At 66.0% G+C, this 17,045-nt stretch carries 12 protein-coding genes, 1 tRNA gene and 2 pseudogenes; 12 read left to right on the top strand and 3 right to left on the bottom strand.

From position 1 onward, the window contains the following. Positions 1-194 precede the first annotated feature (194 nt). The 6 genes and pseudogenes from B5G20_RS10570 to proB all read left to right on the top strand — a co-directional run bounded on the left by B5G20_RS10570 (position 195) and on the right by proB (position 5,856). Positions 195-1,115, top strand: a pseudogene (locus tag B5G20_RS10570) (ROK family protein). Between the two features lie 132 nt (positions 1,116-1,247). Further along, a tRNA-Ala gene (locus B5G20_RS06830) sits at positions 1,248-1,323 on the top strand. Between the two features lie 98 nt (positions 1,324-1,421). Continuing rightward, positions 1,422-2,360, top strand: coding sequence for a radical SAM protein (locus B5G20_RS06825; protein WP_087356128.1), 939 nt, complete (start codon positions 1,422-1,424; stop codon positions 2,358-2,360). A gap of 120 nt (positions 2,361-2,480) precedes the next feature. After that, positions 2,481-2,918, top strand: coding sequence for a hypothetical protein (locus tag B5G20_RS06820; protein WP_087356126.1), 438 nt, complete (start codon positions 2,481-2,483; stop codon positions 2,916-2,918). A 60-nt stretch (positions 2,919-2,978) separates the two neighbouring features. After that, positions 2,979-4,493 (top strand): nicotinate phosphoribosyltransferase, encoded by a 1,515-nt coding sequence (locus tag B5G20_RS06815; RefSeq protein ID WP_087356124.1) that lies wholly within the window; start codon positions 2,979-2,981, stop codon positions 4,491-4,493. Positions 4,494-4,734: 241 nt separating this feature from the next. After that, on the top strand, positions 4,735-5,856 hold the full coding sequence (gene proB / locus B5G20_RS06810; RefSeq protein WP_087356122.1) for a glutamate 5-kinase: 1,122 nt from the start codon (positions 4,735-4,737) through the stop codon (positions 5,854-5,856). A 58-nt stretch (positions 5,857-5,914) separates the two neighbouring features. Here proB and B5G20_RS06805 read toward each other — a convergent pair whose 3' ends face one another. After that, positions 5,915-7,351, bottom strand: coding sequence for an alpha/beta fold hydrolase (locus B5G20_RS06805; RefSeq protein ID WP_087356120.1), 1,437 nt, complete (start codon positions 7,349-7,351; stop codon positions 5,915-5,917). A 201-nt stretch (positions 7,352-7,552) separates the two neighbouring features. On the opposite strand from B5G20_RS06805, the gene B5G20_RS06800 reads away from it, so the two are divergent. The 5 genes and pseudogenes from B5G20_RS06800 to B5G20_RS06785 all read left to right on the top strand — a co-directional run bounded on the left by B5G20_RS06800 (position 7,553) and on the right by B5G20_RS06785 (position 13,205). Continuing rightward, positions 7,553-8,839: a glutamate-5-semialdehyde dehydrogenase gene (locus B5G20_RS06800; RefSeq protein WP_087356118.1), complete on the top strand. Its 1,287-nt coding sequence runs from the start codon at positions 7,553-7,555 to the stop codon at positions 8,837-8,839. Between the two features lie 81 nt (positions 8,840-8,920). Further along, positions 8,921-9,055: pseudogene (locus tag B5G20_RS10630) on the top strand (LacI family DNA-binding transcriptional regulator); the annotation flags it as partial. 48 nt (positions 9,056-9,103) lie between these two features. Next, complete coding sequence (locus tag B5G20_RS06795) at positions 9,104-9,916, top strand: trehalose repressor (RefSeq protein WP_255377022.1); 813 nt, start codon at positions 9,104-9,106, stop codon at positions 9,914-9,916. A 288-nt stretch (positions 9,917-10,204) separates the two neighbouring features. Next, a complete protein-coding gene (locus B5G20_RS06790) occupies positions 10,205-11,620 on the top strand; it encodes a PTS transporter subunit EIIC (RefSeq protein ID WP_204207698.1) in 1,416 nt (471 codons plus the stop codon). A gap of 160 nt (positions 11,621-11,780) precedes the next feature. Beyond that, on the top strand, positions 11,781-13,205 hold the full coding sequence (locus B5G20_RS06785) for a glycoside hydrolase family 32 protein (protein WP_087356114.1): 1,425 nt from the start codon (positions 11,781-11,783) through the stop codon (positions 13,203-13,205). 244 nt (positions 13,206-13,449) lie between these two features. Here B5G20_RS06785 and B5G20_RS06780 read toward each other — a convergent pair whose 3' ends face one another. Both B5G20_RS06780 and B5G20_RS06775 read right to left on the bottom strand, forming a co-directional pair. Beyond that, positions 13,450-14,064 carry an HD family phosphohydrolase gene (locus B5G20_RS06780; protein ID WP_087356112.1) on the bottom strand — a complete coding sequence of 205 codons (615 nt, stop codon included), beginning with the start codon at positions 14,062-14,064 and terminating at the stop codon, positions 13,450-13,452. A gap of 200 nt (positions 14,065-14,264) precedes the next feature. Next, the gene (locus tag B5G20_RS06775) at positions 14,265-16,106 is read right to left on the bottom strand and encodes an arginine--tRNA ligase (RefSeq protein ID WP_087356110.1); all 1,842 of its coding nucleotides are present in this window, start codon (positions 16,104-16,106) and stop codon (positions 14,265-14,267) included. A 275-nt stretch (positions 16,107-16,381) separates the two neighbouring features. On the opposite strand from B5G20_RS06775, the gene B5G20_RS06770 reads away from it, so the two are divergent. After that, positions 16,382-16,879: a CarD family transcriptional regulator gene (locus tag B5G20_RS06770; RefSeq protein WP_087356108.1), complete on the top strand. Its 498-nt coding sequence runs from the start codon at positions 16,382-16,384 to the stop codon at positions 16,877-16,879. Positions 16,880-17,045: the final 166 nt, after the last annotated feature.

Below are 17,045 nucleotides of genomic sequence, written 5' to 3'. Positions count from 1 at the left end.
ACGGCCGGGACGCGCGAACTCCCGTCATAGCTTTTCTTCCGCACGGCGGTTTGCCCTTGGGGCAGGCCGCCGTGCGTCGTCTATTCGAATGCGATGGTGCGCCCCGTGCCGTGCGGGGGGGTGGCGATACCATCGGGGCTATCCGGGCCCCAGCGCGTCCCGGGCGGGCGCGCGTACCGAAAGCGAGGTATCTGATGAGACTTGCCGTATTCGACGTGGGCGGGACCGCCATCAAGTACGCCCTCATGGACGGCTCGGGCGAACCGGGGGATTTCCACGACGGGGGAGAGGTTCCCACGCCCGACCCCGAGAGCACCGATCCGGAGCCCTTCCTACAAGCGCTTGAGGGCATCATCGCCCAGATGGGCCCGGTTGAGGGCATCGCCTGCTCGCTCCCCGGCGTGGTGGAGGTTGAGTGCAAGTACCTCCAGACGGGCGGGGCGCTCAACTACCTCTACGAGACGGACCTCACCACGTGGGAGAAGCGCTTCGGCCTGCCCGCCGAGGCTGAGAACGACGCTCGTTGCTCGGCGATGGCGGAGCTCTCGGTGGGCAACCTTGCTGGCGTTGAGAACGGGGTCGTCCTCACCTTTGGCACGGGCATCGGCGGCGGGGCCGTGGTGAACGGCCGGGTCTTTAAGGGGTCGCACCTCTTTGCGGGCGAGGCCTCGATGATGTATACGCGTCTGCCGCGCAAGGATAGCGCCCTGCGCGACGAGGGCGCCTTCTCCACCGATTGCTCGACCCATGGCTTTTGCCGGCGTGTTGCCGAAGCCAAGGGCATCGGGCGCTGCGACGGCCGCCAGGTCTTTGCGTAGATCGAGGAGGGCGACGAGGTCTCGTGTCGGATCTTCCGCGACGTGTGCGACGGCATCGCCCTGCAGATTCACAATATCCAGTGCTGGCTCGACCCCGAGCGCGTGTGCCTGGGCGGCGGCGTGAGCCGCAACCCGCGCTTTATCGAGGGCGTGCGCGAGGCGCTCGCGCGTTTTAACGCCGAGCTCAACTACCCCTTCTCTGTGACAGAGATTGAGCCGTGCCGGTTCTTTAACGAGGCCAACCTTATCGGTGCGTGCCAGCACTTCCTTGCCATTCAGCGCGAGCGCGCGGTGTAGACGGGTGTTGTGCCGGCCGCGAGCGCATGGGCGGGATGCCGTTTGGCGCTCGCCTGTCCGTCCTACACGGATCTTCGTCCCAAAAATGGCGGTTGACACCGTTTGGGGTCCGTGTAAAATGATTCTTCGCTTGGGGACGTAGCTCAGCTGGGAGAGCGCTGCCGTCGCATGGCAGAGGCCGAGGGTTCGATTCCCTTCGTCTCCACCACTTCAAGCATCGGGCCCGCTTAGGCGGGCCTTTTTCGTATCCAGGGTGCCTGCCCGCTGGCGTATGCTGCCGGGAGCGGCCACTCGGAAGGAGGACCCGTGCCCCTGCTCGACTCCGCCACCCTTGCCGCTTGCGACCTGTGCCCGCGCCGTTGCCGGGCCGATCGCGCTGCGGGGGCGCGCGGCATCTGCGGGGCCACGGACACCCTCAAGCTTGCCCGCGCCGCCCTCCACTTCTGGGAGGAGCCTCCCATCTCGGGTGAGGCGGGCTCGGGCACCATCTTTTTCAGCGGATGCCCGCTCAAGTGCGTCTATTGCCAGAACCACGAGATATCAACCGGCAACTTCGGCATCGAGGTTCCGCCGGAGCGTCTGGCTGAGATCATGCTCGAGCTCGAGGACCAGGGGGCGCTCAACATCAATCTGGTCACCGCGACACACTACGCGCACCTGCTACCCGGCGCCCTCGCCGAGGCGCGCCGCCAGGGGCTCAGCATTCCCATCGTCTACAACACGAGCGGCTACGAGCGCGTGGAGGCGGTGCACGAGCTCGGCGATCTGGTTGACATCTGGCTGACCGACTTCAAGTACGCCGATTCCGCGTTGGGCAGGGCGCTCAGCCATGTGGACGATTACCCCGCCGTCGCCGCCCGGGCGCTCGCGCAGATGGCAGCCGAGCTCGCGCGCCGGGGAGGAGCTGCGGAGCGGCGGGACGGCACGTGGACGCGCGGGATCATCGTGCGTCATCTGGTGCTGCCTGGACATGCAGACGACTCGTGTCGCGTGCTCGACATGGTATGGGACGCGGTGGGCGACGTACCCATCTCGGTCATGAACCAGTACACGCCCAACGCCGCGATGCGTGCGGCGGGCGGCGAGCTCGCCCGCGCGGTGACGGACGAGGAGTACGAGCAGGTGCTCGACCACGCCGACGACCTCGGGTTCTCGCAGATGTTCTGGCAGGAGGGGGGAGCCGTGGACGAGAGCTTCACCCCGCCCTTCGACACCACGGGTGTACTCCGCCGCGCCGACGCCTAGGGCGGTTTTGCGTACCCGGATGGCTGGTGCCAGGCCGACTTGCGGACAAACGGGTATACTTTTGCGCGATATCGACGTATCGGGGCGGCAATGTGCCGCCCGCACGAGAAAGGCAGCGCTATGGCTGATGAGGATTCGCGCCCGCTGACCGATGAGGAGCGCGCCGAGCTTGAGGCCCTGCGCGCCGAGAAGGCACGCCGCGAGCGCGCCGAGCTCGAGGCGCTGCGCGCTGAGGGCGCGGCCACTGCGCCGGCTTCCGCTCCCGCGTCTGCGGCTGCCCCCGGCACTACGGGCGCTGCCCCCGCAGCTGCGGCTCCTCAGGCCACCCCTGCCGTCCGCCCGCAGGCCGCGCCGGCCCCGCGCCGTGACGAGCCCGTGGTCTCCGACGACCCCGCCGAGCGCACCTTCGGCCAGCGCATGGTTCTCTCCAGCGAGGAGGACGACGACGGCATCCCCACGATGCCGCCTGCGCAGAAGATCGTCATCGGCATCTGCCTGTTGCTCGCCATCGTGGCCATCGTCTACGTCGTGCTCACCAACAACGGCATGATCGGCTAGCGCGCCGCGGGCATCCGCGCGCGCACCTTCACGCCATCATCCGGGGAAAGGAAGCCTCTCATGGCACTCACCGACACCGCCCATCCCACCGACGTGGCGCTTCTCACCGACCTCTACGAGCTCACGATGGCCCAGGGCCTTTGGGAGAGCGGCAAGCTCGACGAGGAGGACTGCTTTACCGCGTTCTACCGTGACCATCCCTTTGGCAGCGCGTACGCCGTGATGTGCGGCACCTCCGACCTGCCCGAGCTCGTGGAGAACCTGCGCTTTACCGAGGAGGACATCGCCTACCTCGCCTCGCTCGAGGCGCCGGCCGGTGGAGCGCTCTTCAAGTCGGGCTTCCTCGAGTACCTGCGCGGCTTCCGCGCGCATCTCGACATCGATGCCGTGCCCGAGGGTGAGCTCGTCTTTCCGCGCGAGCCTATGGTGCGCGTGATGGGTCCTGCGCTCGAGTGCCAGCTCATCGAGACGGCGCTCCTTAACACCATCAACTTCCAGACGCTCGTGGCCACCAAGACCGTGCGCGTGGTGCAGGCGGCAAAGGGTCGCCCGGTGGCCGAGTTTGGCCTGCGGCGCGCACAGGGGCCCGACGGCGGCATGGCCGTGGCTCGAGCGAGCTACGTGGCCGGTTGCGCCTCGACCTCCAACGTGCTCGCGGGCCGGCGCTACGGAATCCCCGTGTTTGGCACGCATGCGCACAGCTGGGTTATGAGCTTTGAGAGCGAGCTCGAGGCCTTCCGGGCCTTCGCCCGCTCGATGCCCAACAACTGCACGCTGCTCATCGACACCTACGACGTGCGCGAGGGCGTGGAGAACGCCATCATCGTGGCCAAGGAGATGGAGGAGCGCGGTGAGCGGCTCGCTGCCATCCGCATCGACTCCGGCGACCTCGCCAAGCTCTCGGCCTATGTGCGCGGGCGCTTTGACGAGGAGGGGCTCGACTACGTCAAGATCTCGGTCTCAAACGACCTCGACGAGTACACCATCCAGTCGCTCCTCGACCAGGGGGCGCCCATCGACTCCTTTGGTGTGGGCACCAAGCTCGCGACCTGCTACGACCAGCCCGCGCTCGGCGGCGTCTACAAGCTCGCCGCGCGGCGCGACAAGGGGAGCGCCGTCTGGACGCCCGTCGTCAAGCTCTCCGAGCAGCCCTACAAGCGCACCATCCCCGGCATCCAGCAGGTGAGGCGCTATGTGGACGAGGCGGGGAGCCCTGTGTGCGACATGATCCTCGACGAGGCCTACCTCGAGGGCGAGGGAGATACCCGCGGGACGACCCTCGTGGCCGTCAACGACGCCGCCCTCGTGACGAGCGTGGCCGGTATGGACTACCGCGATGTGCTCGTGCCCGTGGTGCGCGACGGCGCCGCCGTGGCGCCGCGCGAGCCGCTCGAGCGGGCGCGGGCCCGCTGCTCTGCTGCACTGAGTGCGCTCGACGCCGAGTACAAGCGCTTCCTCTACCCGCAGACCTATGTGGTGGGCATGGAGTCGGGGCTCGCACGTGTGCGCGACGAACTCGTGCGCGAGCGCATGGCCGAGACGCAGACGGCCCTACCCTGGAAGGCCCGGAAATAGGTTTCTTGACCTGATCGGCCCGCTGAGGCACGCCACCTCGGCCTTCAATCGTCGGTCGCCGCACGCAAGGCGTGCTCCCTCCTCTTTCAGGCCGATCTGGCGCACCTCAGCGAGCCGTACATCGCGGCTGAATGGGTCAGTTGGGGACGTGTTCCGTTTGACCCATTTTGTCTTGCCCACCCCGTCACATGTCGTGGGGTATCATGGCGAGAACATTTCCGCCGACTCAGAGGAGCTCCGCATGTCCAGCCCGCGCAAGACCATGGTCGTCAAGATCGGCTCCTCCACGCTCGTGCGCGAGGGCGCTATCCAGCGCACCTTTATCGCCGGGCTCGCGCGGCAAGCAGCCGTGCTCGCCGAGCGCGGTTGGAGCCTTGTGGTCGTGAGCTCAGGCGCCATCGCCTGCGGCGCTCCGGTGCTCGGGTTCTCGCGGCGACCGACCGACATGCCGAGCCTCCAGGCGTGCGCCTCGGTGGGGCAGTGCGTGCTCTCGGCGGCCTACGACGAGGAGTTTCGCGCCTCGGGCCTGCTCACCTCGCTCGTGCTCCTCACCCGTTCAGATACGGCGCAGCGCTCGAGCTACCTGCACGCGCGCGACACGCTCACCCGGCTCGTGGAGCTCGGGGTCGTGCCCATCGTCAACGAGAACGATACCGTTGTGGTGGACGAAATCCGCTTTGGCGACAACGACACCCTCGCGGCGCTCGTGGCGTGCCTCGTCTCGGCCGACCTGTGCGTCACGCTCTCCGACATCGACGGCCTCTACACCGCAAACCCTGCGCTCGACCCCACCGCGCGCTTTATCCCGCGCGTCGACAAGATTGATGCGAGCATCATCGGCGCGGCGGGCGATTCCTCAACGTCGGTGGGCACGGGCGGTATGATTACCAAGATCCGCGCAAGTCGCATTCTCATGACGGCGGGCATCCCGAGCGTCATCTGCTCGGGTGAGGCGCCGGACCCCTTGGTGCGCCTGGCCGCGGGGGAGGCCGTGGGCACGCGCTTTGAGCCGCCTGCAGACCGGCTCGACATCGCACCCCGCAAGCTCTGGATCGCCTTGGGCGACGCGGCGCACGGACGGGTTACCGTCGATGCCGGCGCGGCGCGCGCCCTTACCGAGCACGGCTCGTCGCTCCTTCCCGTGGGCATCACGGGTGTCTTGGGCTCGTTTGGCGAGGGCGATGTGCTCGACATCGCCGATGAGACCGGGCTCGTCATCGCGCGCGGCATTGCCGAGGCGTCGTCCGACGAGCTCGAGCTCGCGGCGGGCCGCCGGCAGGACGAGCTCGCCCAGAACCGCCTTCTTGCCGGACTTGCCCACAAGCCGGCGGTTCATCGCGATAACCTCATCGTCTTTGCGTAAGGCGATTGCCCGACGCGCGCCGTGCGGCACTCGGTGCCAACCGCCCGAGTGCCCGCCGCTACGCCGTCCTGAGCGCGCGCTCGAGGTCGCCGCGGTTGAGCGCCTCCTCAAACAGGTGCGCAAACACGCGCTCGCCGTGCAGCCCGTCGTGCTCAAACTCGTTCGTCACCCACGCGTGGCTCGCGCCCACGCGGCTGAGCGTGTCGAGCTGGAGCCCCGAGTCCACGTACAGGTCGTCGTGGTAGACCGCCGCATGGAGCGGCACCTCGTTCTCGGCAAGGCGCACCGGGTCGTAGACATGGTCAAACTCGGTATCTTCCATGAGGAGCTCCATCGCCGGTGCAAACGGCATGAGCTCGGGCATCTGGGCAAACATCCACGGAAAGCACGCCTCGCCGGTAAAGAGCAGAGGCCGTGCGCTCGGGTCAAATGCCGGCTGTGCGTCCTTCTCGCGCGACGCTGCCCAGCGGATGGGCGCGCAGGTGCCGTCGGCGTAGATGAGCTCCTGGAGCGTCCAGTAGAGTGGGTTGGCGCGGGTGGTCGTGCGATCGAGGACGCTCATGAGGAATCCTTCCGAGAGCTCCGCCGATGCGGGATCGTCCGGCACGGTGCCGTCGGCGTTCTCAAAGGCGTGGTCGAGCAGCCAATGCATCCGCTCAAAGCTCGGCTTCATGCCAAAGTCGCTGCCCAAAAGCTGCAGGCGCTCCACGGTGAGCGGGCTCCCGTCGGGGAGCATCACAGGTTCGGCGGCGAGGCGGTCCGCCACCGCAGCCGCGCGTGCAACGTCTTCGGGGTAGCGCGCGTAGTAGAGCCGCGTCTTTTCGGCCATACGCGGGAAGGTGTGCGCGTAGACCTCCGCGGCGCTTGCGGGGATGTGCGGGATGCCGCCCGCCACAAACGACGCGACGATGCCCGTGGGGTAGCTCGAGAGGTAGGAGAGGGTGAGAAAACCGCCGTAACTCTGTCCGAGCGTGACCCACGGGCGGCCCTCAAATCCCACGAGCCGCAGGTACTCGAGGTCGCGCACGATGGAAGGCGCGAGCAGGCGCTTGAGAAAGTCCGCCTGGGCGCGCGCCGGGTCCGCTCCGGCCGCGGCGGTGCGCTCGCCGAGTGCGGCGATGGTGCGCCCGCTCACACGGCTCGAGCGCCCGGTGCCGCGCTGATCGGGCAGGACCACGCGGAAGTGCTTGATGGCCTCGGCTATCCAGCCGTCAGAGGTGGGTGAGGTCGGGCGCGGACCCTCGCCGCCGGGGCCGCCCTGTAAAAAGACGAGGAGGGGCAGGTCGTCGTGAACGCGCTCGGGCGCGCAGAGCACGCGGTAGAAGAGCTTGAGCGATTCCGGTGCGCCGGGGATGGCGTCGGGGAAAGCGCCCGCGCGCAGGCCGATCCCCATGGCAAGAAGCGCAGGTTCGAGTCCGCGCCAGTCGAGTGGGACGTCGATCGCGTGGTCCTCTACATAGAGGCCGGGCACGTAATAGCTGGCAAGTTCTGTCATCTCTGCTCCCCAAGTTTCTGATTGCGGTACGCCCGCGCAGGGCTGCGGGTTTAGCTATACACAGGGTACACTCAATGCAAGTAGCGCGCGGCGGAAGGAGCGGAGATGCCCGTACTAAGCATGTTAAGCCCTGACGCTTCACCCCGGAAACGAAACGCGGACGTGCGAGAGAAGCTAGGGCACACAAACGAAGGAGGACCTATGTCCCGGGATATCACTACCTATGTAGAAGACCTGGCCCGTGAGGCCAAGGCGGCGAGCGTGCCGCTCGGTCGCGCATCAGACGGGGAACGCGTGGCCGCCGTGCGCGCCATGGCAGCTGCCCTGCGCAACCGTGAGCCCGAGATTCTCGCGGCAAACGCCGAGGACATGGACGCCGCCCGCGCTGCCGGCACCAATGCGGGCCTGCTCGACCGACTCCTCCTCACCCCGGAGCGCATGGAGGGCATGGCCGCGGGGCTCGAGGCCCTCGCCGACCTGCCCGACCCGGTGGGCCGCGTGCTGGAGAGGCGTACCATCGATTGCGGGCTCGACCTCACCCGCGTCAGCGTGCCGCTCGGGCTCGTGGCCATGGTCTACGAGGCGCGCCCCAACGTCACGGCCGACGCCGCAGGCATCTGCATCCGCACGGGCAACGCCTGCATCCTGCGCGGCGGCTCGATGGCGCAGCGCTCGTGCGTGGCCATCGCCCATGTGCTCGCCGATGCGGTGGCGAGCTGCGGGCTGCCGCGCGCTGCGGTGAGCATCATCGAGACCACCGATCGCGCCGCCACAGGTGTGCTCATGGGGCTTCGCGGTGTGGTCGACGTCCTCATCCCCCGCGGTGGGGCGGGGCTCATCGAGCGCTGCGTACGCGAGGCGGCCGTGCCCGTGATCGAGACCGGTACGGGCAACTGCCACGTCTACGTGCACGAGAGCGCCGATTTTGCCAAGGCGCGTGCCATCGTGATGAACGCCAAGACCCAGCGTGTGGGCGTGTGCAACGCTTGCGAATCGCTGCTGGTGGACGAGGCGGTGGCTTTGGCCTTTCTGCCCGAGATGCTCCGCGAGCTTGCCGCGGCGGGCGTGACCATCCACGGAGACGCGGTGGCACGCGCGGCTGCCGAGGCAGCGGGGGAGGAGGTTCTCGCGCGCTTTGTGGACGCAACGCCCGACGACTGGGGTCGTGAGTACCTTGCGCTCGAGATCTCGGTCAAGGCGGTTGCAGGGCTCGACGAGGCCATCGCGCACATCAACCGCTACGGGACGCACCACTCTGAGGCCATCGTGGCCGAAGACCCGGAGGCGTGTGAGCGCTTCCTCGCCGAGGTCGACGCTGCGGCCGTCTATGCCAACGCCTCGACGCGCTTTACCGACGGAGGGGAGTTTGGCCTCGGGGCCGAGATCGGCATCTCCACCCAGAAGCTGCATGCCCGCGGGCCCTTTGCAGCTGAGGCGCTCACCACCTACAAGTACGTCATCCGCGGCACCGGTCAGGTTCGGCCGTAGTAGGGCGCTGTGGCCTGCTGCGCGGCACTCCGACGCACCTTCCGCCGTAGGGCGCCGTGGTAGACTCTTGCGCGTAGGCGAGGAGGCTCCATGGATATCAACCAGATCGCGAAGATGGCCGGTGTGTCGCGCGCCACGGTGTCGCGCTATCTCAACGACGGCTACGTCTCAAAGGAGAAGCGCGCCGCCATCCGCCGGGTTATCGACGAGACGGGCTACGTCCCCTCGCGCCAGGCGCAGACGCTCCGTACGGGCAAGACGCGCGTGGCGGGTGTGGTCATCCCCAAGATCAACTCCGCCTCGGTGGGTCGGATGGTCGCGGGTATCTCGTCGGTGCTCAACGAGGCCGGCTACCAGGTGCTCCTTGCCAACACGGATAATGATCCCGAGCGCGAGGTCGGGTTTCTCCGTCTCTTCTCTGAGGGCGGGCGGGTCGACGGGGTCATCCTCATCGGCACGGTCTTTACGCGCGCGCACCGCGAGGCCATCGCCTCGCTCCCCGTGCCGCTCGTGGTGCTCGATCAGGAGCTCGCCGGCCAATGGTGCATTTACCAGGACGACTTTGGCGCGCTCTACCAGCTAACCGAGCAGGTGCTCGAGCGGGGCGAGCGTCCGGCGTACATCGGCGTTTTGGAGGACGATGTGGCCGCGGGCAAGCGCCGCCACGAGGGCTTTCTCGCCGCGTGTCGCGACCGGGGGATTGCGTGCCCGCCCGAGGCGCAGATCGTGGCCGATTTCTCCGTTGATGCGGGCTATACCGCCTGCGAGCAGCTGCTCGAGCGCAAGTTGGGCATCGACACCATCGTTTGCGCCACCGACTCTATCGCCTACGGCGCGCTTACCTGCTTGCGCGAGGCCGACATCGCCGTGCCCGAGGCGGTGCAGGTGGCGGGCGTGGGCGACAGCGAGCTCTCGCAGGTCATCACGCCCAGGCTCACGACGGTCTCCTACCACTACAAGACTTCGGGCATCGAGGCAGCTAAGATGCTCGTGGGGCTCATGACGAGCTCGGACCGCATCCCGCGCGAGATCAAGATGGGCTTTGAGGTCATCCCGCGCGATTCCACGCGCGCATAGGAGACATCGCGGGCCGGGCATCGATAGAGAGTACTGGGTTATTCAATGCGGAATCGATTCCATATTGGTTTCAGAAGAGATGCGGCACACAAGCGTGCATCGCAGCACCGCCTGATGCAGACTAGGCCAGCGATAATGACGTTTACCGACAATTTCTAACCGTTCGCCGGAGCATGCTTACACGCATGCGTGCTACACGCTATATCACTAAGTGTGAGAACGATTCCACATACACGCAAGACGCCTAAACGCTTGCAGCGTGGAATCGCAACCGATAGGGAGGTTGGCATGGCAATGGATTACCAAGAGGCCGCGCGTCAGATTCTCGACGCCATCGGCGGTCCCGACAACGTGGTCTCGGCAGCGCACTGCGCCACGAGGCTCAGGCTCGTGATCGCCGACGACAGCAAGGTTGACCAGAAGAAGGTCGATGACGCGCTCGGCGCCAAGGGCAACTTCAAGGCCTCCGGGCAGCTGCAGGTCATCTACGGCACCGGCACGGTCAATAAGGTCTACGACGAGTTCATCAAGCTCGGACACATCACTGCTGCCACCAAGGCTGAGGCCAAGGAGGCAGCGGCCGAGCAGCAGAAGAACCCCTTCATGCGTGCCATCAAGCTTCTGGGCGACGTCTTTGTGCCGATTATCCCGGCGATTGTGGCATCAGGCCTGCTTCTCGGCATCATGAGCGCGCTCTCCTTTATGGACAGCAACGGCTTTATCACGCTTTCGACCGATAACGCCTGGTATCAGATCTTGAACCTCGTCTCCAATACGGCGTTTACGTTCCTGCAGATTCTCATCGGCTTCTCCGCGGCGAGTGCCTTTGGGGCAAACCCCTACCTCGGCGCCGTCATGGGCATGATCCTCATCAACCCGGCGCTCCAGAACGCCAACACCGTGGCTACGGATGGCGTTCTGCAGACCTTCCCGGTGATCCCTGGTGTCTACTCCATTGAGTGGACGGGTTATCAGGGCCATGTTATCCCCATCGTCATCGCAGCGGGTATTCTGGCCTTTATCGAGAAGCGCCTGCACAAGGTCGTGCCCGAGGCATTCGACCTCTTTGTGACGCCGCTCGTCTCGGTTGCCGCGACGGCCTACATCGTGATGATCGCCGTCGGCCCGATCTTCGTCTGGGCCGAGAACGCCATCCTCGGGGCCATCCAGGTGCTGCTCACGCTCCCGCTTGGCATCGGCTCGCTCATCATGGGCGCCCTGTACGCGCCGACGGTCGTCACGGGCATCCATCAGATGTACACCACCATCGACCTCGGGCAGATCGCGAGCTACGGCGTGACCTACTGGCTGCCGCTCGCCAGCGCCGCCAACATCGGCCAGGCCGGCGCCGCGCTCGCCGTTGCCCTCAAGACCCGCGACGTCAAGATCCGCTCGCTTGCCCTGCCGTCCTCGTTGTCGGCCTTCATGGGCATCACCGAGCCCGCCATCTTCGGCGTGAACCTGCGCTTCTTCAAGCCCTTCATCGCCGGCTGCATCGGCGGCGGCCTGGGCGCGATGTTTGCGAGCATCGTGGGCCTCGCAGCCTCCGGCACGGGCGTGACGGGCATCTTCGGCATCCTGCTGTGCCTCAACCAGCCCGTGCAGTATGTCATCATGTTTGCGATCGCGGCGGCCGCCTCCTTTGGATTGACCTTCGTGCTCTACCGCGATCCGTCGGCAGAAGGCTCGACCGAGGCAGCGTAGCTGCACGCAGCGCGGGCGCTCTGGCTAAGATGGCCGGGGTGCCCGCGCCGCTTGGCGTCTCGCTGCGGTTGTTACCCTTCTGCAGCGGCGCTTCGCCATATCTGATTTGTTCGTCCTCGCCCGCAGTCCTAAGACGGCGGGCTCAATAGAAAGGCCCGTTATGAACGCAGATCGCTGGCGCATGGGATTTCACATCATGCCGCCTACCGGCTGGCTCAACGATCCCAACGGCCTCTGCCACTTCCGTGGGGTCTACCACGTGTTCTTTCAGTACAGCCCCACGTGGCCCGAGCCACACGCTCCGCGCGGGTGGGGTCACGCTACGAGTTGCGACCTGGTGACCTGGGAGCAGCACGGGATGGCGATTGCGCCCGAGCTCCCCGAGGAGGCGTCGGGCGCGTACTCGGGCTCCGCGGCGATCGTGCCGGACGCGGCGTCCGATGGCGGCGACCTTATGCGCCTCTATTACACGGGCAACGTCAAGCTCCCCGGCAACTACGACTACATCCATGCGGGTCGCGAGGCCAACGAGATTCGCGTGGAGAGCGAGGACGGCTTTACCCTCTCGCCCAAGCAGGTCTTTATGCGCAACGCCGATTACCCGTCCGTCTGCTCGTGCCATGTGCGAGATCCCAAGGTGTGGCGGCAAGACGGCGTGTGGTGGATGCTCCTTGGCGCGCGCGACCTCTTTGACAAGGGCATGGCGCTCATCTACCGCTCGGACGACGGTCTAGCGTGGACGCTCCATCGCATCGTGCGGCCGACCGAGGCGTTTGGCTTTATGTGGGAGTGCCCCGACCGCGTTGCGCTCGACGGCGCCGAGTACCTCTCCATCTGCCCTCAGGGCATGGCCGACCACGCGTGGTCGGGCGGGCTGCGCGACGTTGCAGGCTATATCCCGCTTGCAGCGGGCGAGCGGCTCATCGATGCCGAGACGGTGGATCCGGATCTTTTTGAACGCTGGGACAGCGGTTTTGATTTCTACGCACCGCAGACCTTTGTTGACAATGCAGGCCGCACCATCCTCATCGGTTGGATGGGCATGCCCGAGGCGCCCTATACGAGCGCGCCCGCTGGTATGACCTGGTGTCACTGCCTCACGGTCCCGCGCGTGCTCAGCCGCCGCGCGGACGGCGGTATCGCCCAGGTGCCGGTGCCGGAGCTTGCGGAGCTTCGCGGCGAGCCCGTGGGGCTTGCGGCAAACCCGCGCGCCGCGCTGGGCGAGCATCGAGCCGACGTGGTGGTTGAGGGCGTGGAAGGGCCGTTCACGCTCACCCTCGACGGGGTTCTTGAGGTCTCGTGGAGCGGGGGAGAGCTCGTGCTGCGCTTCCTCGACGCTGTGCCAGGCGCGCAGCAGGGGCTCGGTGCGGGTCGCACGGAGCGGCGCGTGCCGCTCGAGCGCCTCGATACCCTGCGTGTTTTGGTGGATAGCTCCGCCGTGGAGGTCTTTGCCAACGACGGTGCCCGTGCGCTCGCCACGCGGTGGTTCCCGGTGGCGGAGAACCTGACCGTTTCGTGTGCCGGCACCTGCGCACACGCTGTGGTCTACCCCATGGGCGATGGCATGCGGGGCACCTACGCTTAGGGCGGCTCTGAGCAATGGCTTTCGCGCGACGACCCGCCGCGGTGCGGCGGGTCGTCGCTCTCGTGTCTGAGTCATGTGTCAACTCGACACGGAAAACTGTGTATGGAAGGCGGCCTGTCGAGTAGAGGAAAATCGTGCAAGTCCTCTACCTGCACCTTCTTCCGACGAACATAGGCGTCTACCGTGTGTGCTGCCAGCCGTACACAGTTTTCCGTGTCGAGTTGACATCTAGCGACAGCGCGGCCTACTTTGCCGCCTCGTCTTTGCCAAACGTGTCGCGGTCGGGGGCAAAGGACTGCATGGCCTCGATCGTGCGGGCAAAGAGCTCGTCGAGCTCCCAGCCGAGCATCTCGGCACCGTGGCGGATCGTGTCGCGGTTGACGCCCGCGGCAAAGCGCTTGTCCTTGAACTTCTTCTTGAGCGACTTAACGTTAAAGTCCATGACGCTCTTGGAGGGGCGCATCACCACTGCGGCGCCAATGAGACCGGTGAGCTCCTCGCAGGCAAAGAGGACCTTCTCCATCTCGAGTTCGGGGCGGGGGAGATCCGGGTTAAAGTCCGAGCAATGGCTCTGCACGGCGCGGATGAGCTCGGGGGTGCCACCTGCCTCCTCGATCATCGCCGCGGCGTCGACGCAGTGGCGCTCGGGTTCGTCTGCGCACTCCTCCCAGTCCACGTCGTGAAGAAGTCCCACGATGCCCCAGAACTCCTCGTTCTCGGGGTCCATCTCGCGAGCGAAATAGCGCATGACACCCTCCACGGTCTCGCCGTGCTCGAGGTGGAAAGCGTCGTGGTTGTGCGCGGCAAGAAGGGCATACGCCTCGTCGCGCGTCATACCAGCGTTGAGGGTCTCTGCCATGGGTGCTCCTTTGCGGTTGGCGGTCGGTTTTCTCAGAGCATTATAGGCCCGGTTGGCCTGCGGGCGTTTGGCTTGCTGGGGCGTCGGGGAGCTTGCGCCCCATTCTCGTCCCTATACAAAAAGGGGATGGGCATCTGGGCCCATCCCCCGTAGTGCCACGTTGGCGTTGTGCGGCCAGAGCGTCTCGCGGAGCCTTCTGCCTACATGCTCGTCGGCGCCGAGACGCCCACGAGCGAGAGCACGAGCGCGAGCACGATGCGCACGGCGTCGCAGGCGGCAAGGCGCGCGCGAGAGAGTTCCTCGGCAACCGGGCGTCCCTCGCTCGGGAGCACCTGGCAATCGTGATAGAAGGCGTGGTAGAGCCCGGCGAGCTCCTCGGCGTAGTGCGTGAGGCGGAAGGGTGCGCGGTCGCGGGCACAGCTCGCGATGAGCTCCTCGAGCTCAGAGAGCTTGCGAGCGAGGGCGAGCTCCGCGGGATCGGTCAGGAGCGCCAGGTCAACGTTCTCACCCACGGCGCGCGCGGCCACCGCGTCCATGCCGAGCTGCTCGGCCTCCTCAGCGGTCACACCGGCGGCGCGGCGCAGGATCGAGCAGATGCGGGCGTGCGCGTACTGCACGTAGTAGACGGGATTGGCGTTGCTCTTCTCCTTTACCGCGTCGATGTCAAAATCGATCATCTGGTTGGAGGAGCGGCTGATGAGCGTGTAGCGGGCGGCGTCGGAGCCCACCTCGTCGAGGAGCTCGCGGAAGGTCACCATGGTGCCACGGCGCTTGGACATGCGCACGGGCTTGCCCGAGCGCAGCAGGTTCACGAGCTGACCGAGCAGCACCTCAAAGCGGCCAGGGTAGCCGAGGGCGTCGCACACGCACGCCACGCGCTTGATGTAGCCGTGGTGGTCGGCGCCCCAGATGTCGATCACGTGCTCCACGCGCTGGAACTTGTTCCAGTGGTAGGCAACGTCGCTCGCAAAGTAGGTGTACTCACCGTTGGCCTTTACGAGGACGCGGTCCTTGTCGTCACCGAGATCGGTCGAGCGGAACCACAGCGCCCCCTCGCGCTCGTAGAGGTAGCCCATGTCGCGCAAAGCCTGGAAGGCGCGCTCAACGGCGTTGGTGCCGCTCTCGTCGCGCTCATAGAGCGTGCGCTCCGAGAACCACACGTCAAAGGTGCAGTTGGCGTCGGCGCAGGTCTTTTTGATGTCGTCGAGCATGTGGGCGTAGCCGCGCTCGCGGAACTCGATAAGGCGTTCGTCCTCGTCGGCGCCGACCCAGCGGTCGCCGTCGTCGGCTACAAAGCGCGCGGCCTCGTCGATGATGTAGGCGCCGCCATAGGCGTTGCCGCCGAGCGTCTCGTTAAAGGCGGTGGCGTAGGGGTGCTCCTCGGGGTGTGCGCCCTCCTCGTCGTCCACGTAGGCGACGCGGTCGGCCTCGAGCGCCTCGTGGGCCTCGTCGAGCGATATGCCGCGGGTGCGCATGAGCTCCTCGAGTTGCAGGTAGCGGGTTACGAGCGAGCGACCAAAGACGTCCATCTGCGAGCCGTGGTCGTTGATGTAGAACTCGCGCTCGATGTCGTAGCCGGCATGCTCCATCACGCGGCAGAGCGAGTCGCCGAGCGCCGCCCAGCGCCCGTGGCCCACGTGCATGGGACCAACGGGGTTGGCCGAGACAAACTCAACCTGGCACTTCTGGCCGCCGCCCACGTTGGAGCGCGCAAAGTCGGCACCCTGTGCGCGAGCCTCCGCAAAGACGGTGCAGCGGGCGCCAACGGTGAGGTAGAAGTTGATGAAGCCAGGGCCCGCAACCTCAATATGGTCGATGATGTCGCCCTGCGGCAGATGCCGAACGATGGCCTCGGCCACGTTTCGGGGCGCGGTGTGGGCAAGCTTGGCGGAGCGCAGCGCCACGGTGGAGGTCCACTCGCCATGGCTCGTGTCGGCCGGGCGCTCGATGCCGCAATCGGGCACATCGAACTCGGCCAGCTCGCCGGCTTCCTGCGCCGCCTTGAGCGCAGCGCGCACCAGCTCCTCGATCTTCTCGGGCATGCATCCTCCTCGAGCATCGCAACCGCGAGCGGCCTTCCATCATTGGCAGTTGAATCCGCAGCTCGCAGCCTATATCCATACGCTCGCATACTCTAGCACATCTTGTGCGGAGCGCGTGCGCTGTGGCACGCCCGGAATGCCGGGAGCGCGGTGCGGAAGGTGGGTCTATGAAAGAGAAAGCGCAGCTCAAATGTGCGCAGAATGTGTAGCATATCATCAAAAGAGCACGTAAACGTGGTATTCTTATATGACTGAGCTTATGAGACGGAGGCAGCATGTTTTCAATCGGTGAGCACGTTATCCACCCGGGGCAGGGCGTTTGCACGGTCATGGGCTACGAAGAGGGCGGCCCCGCGCCGATGCTCGTCCTGGAGTGCCGGCAGGGACATGCCAAGACGCGCATGCTCTACCCCGTCGCGCAATCCGACCGGCTGCACCCGACCGTCTCGCGCGAGGAGGCCGAACGGCTCATCGAGGGGTACGACTCTATGGAGTGCGACTCCTTTACCGAGCGCAACAGCTCGCTCGAGGAGACGCACTTTAAGCAGCTCATCAAACATGGTATGCCCGATACGCTGCTGGTTGCCAAGACTATGCGCCATCGCATCCGCGAGGCCGAGCGCAACGCCAAAAAGCCGAGCAGCTACTACACGCGCGTCCTCAAGGAGGCGCATCGCCGCTCCGTAGAGGAGCTTGCCGTTGCCTTTGATTGCTCCGAGGAGGACGTTGAGGAGCGCTTTGCTTATCTGGTGGAGGAGCCGAGCGACAACTAGGCGTGTTGCTGGTGGGGCAAGAGTTCGCTCCAGCGGATTATTCGGCTGCCATTTGCCTGCTGTTCCTTTTCGGCTGCTCCTGTTGCCCCATTGTTGTTGTCCTGCGGTCCAGTTATTTCCGTCATTCCGCTGTCTAATTCCTACTACTAGATAGAATCGGTCGATT

It is taken from the genome of Collinsella sp. An7 (genome assembly GCF_002159335.1).
In the GTDB taxonomy this organism is placed as follows: Bacteria; Actinomycetota; Coriobacteriia; order Coriobacteriales; family Coriobacteriaceae; genus Coprousia.
Note: the sequence above shows the minus strand (reverse complement) of the source record. Positions and strands in the feature narration are given on the sequence as shown.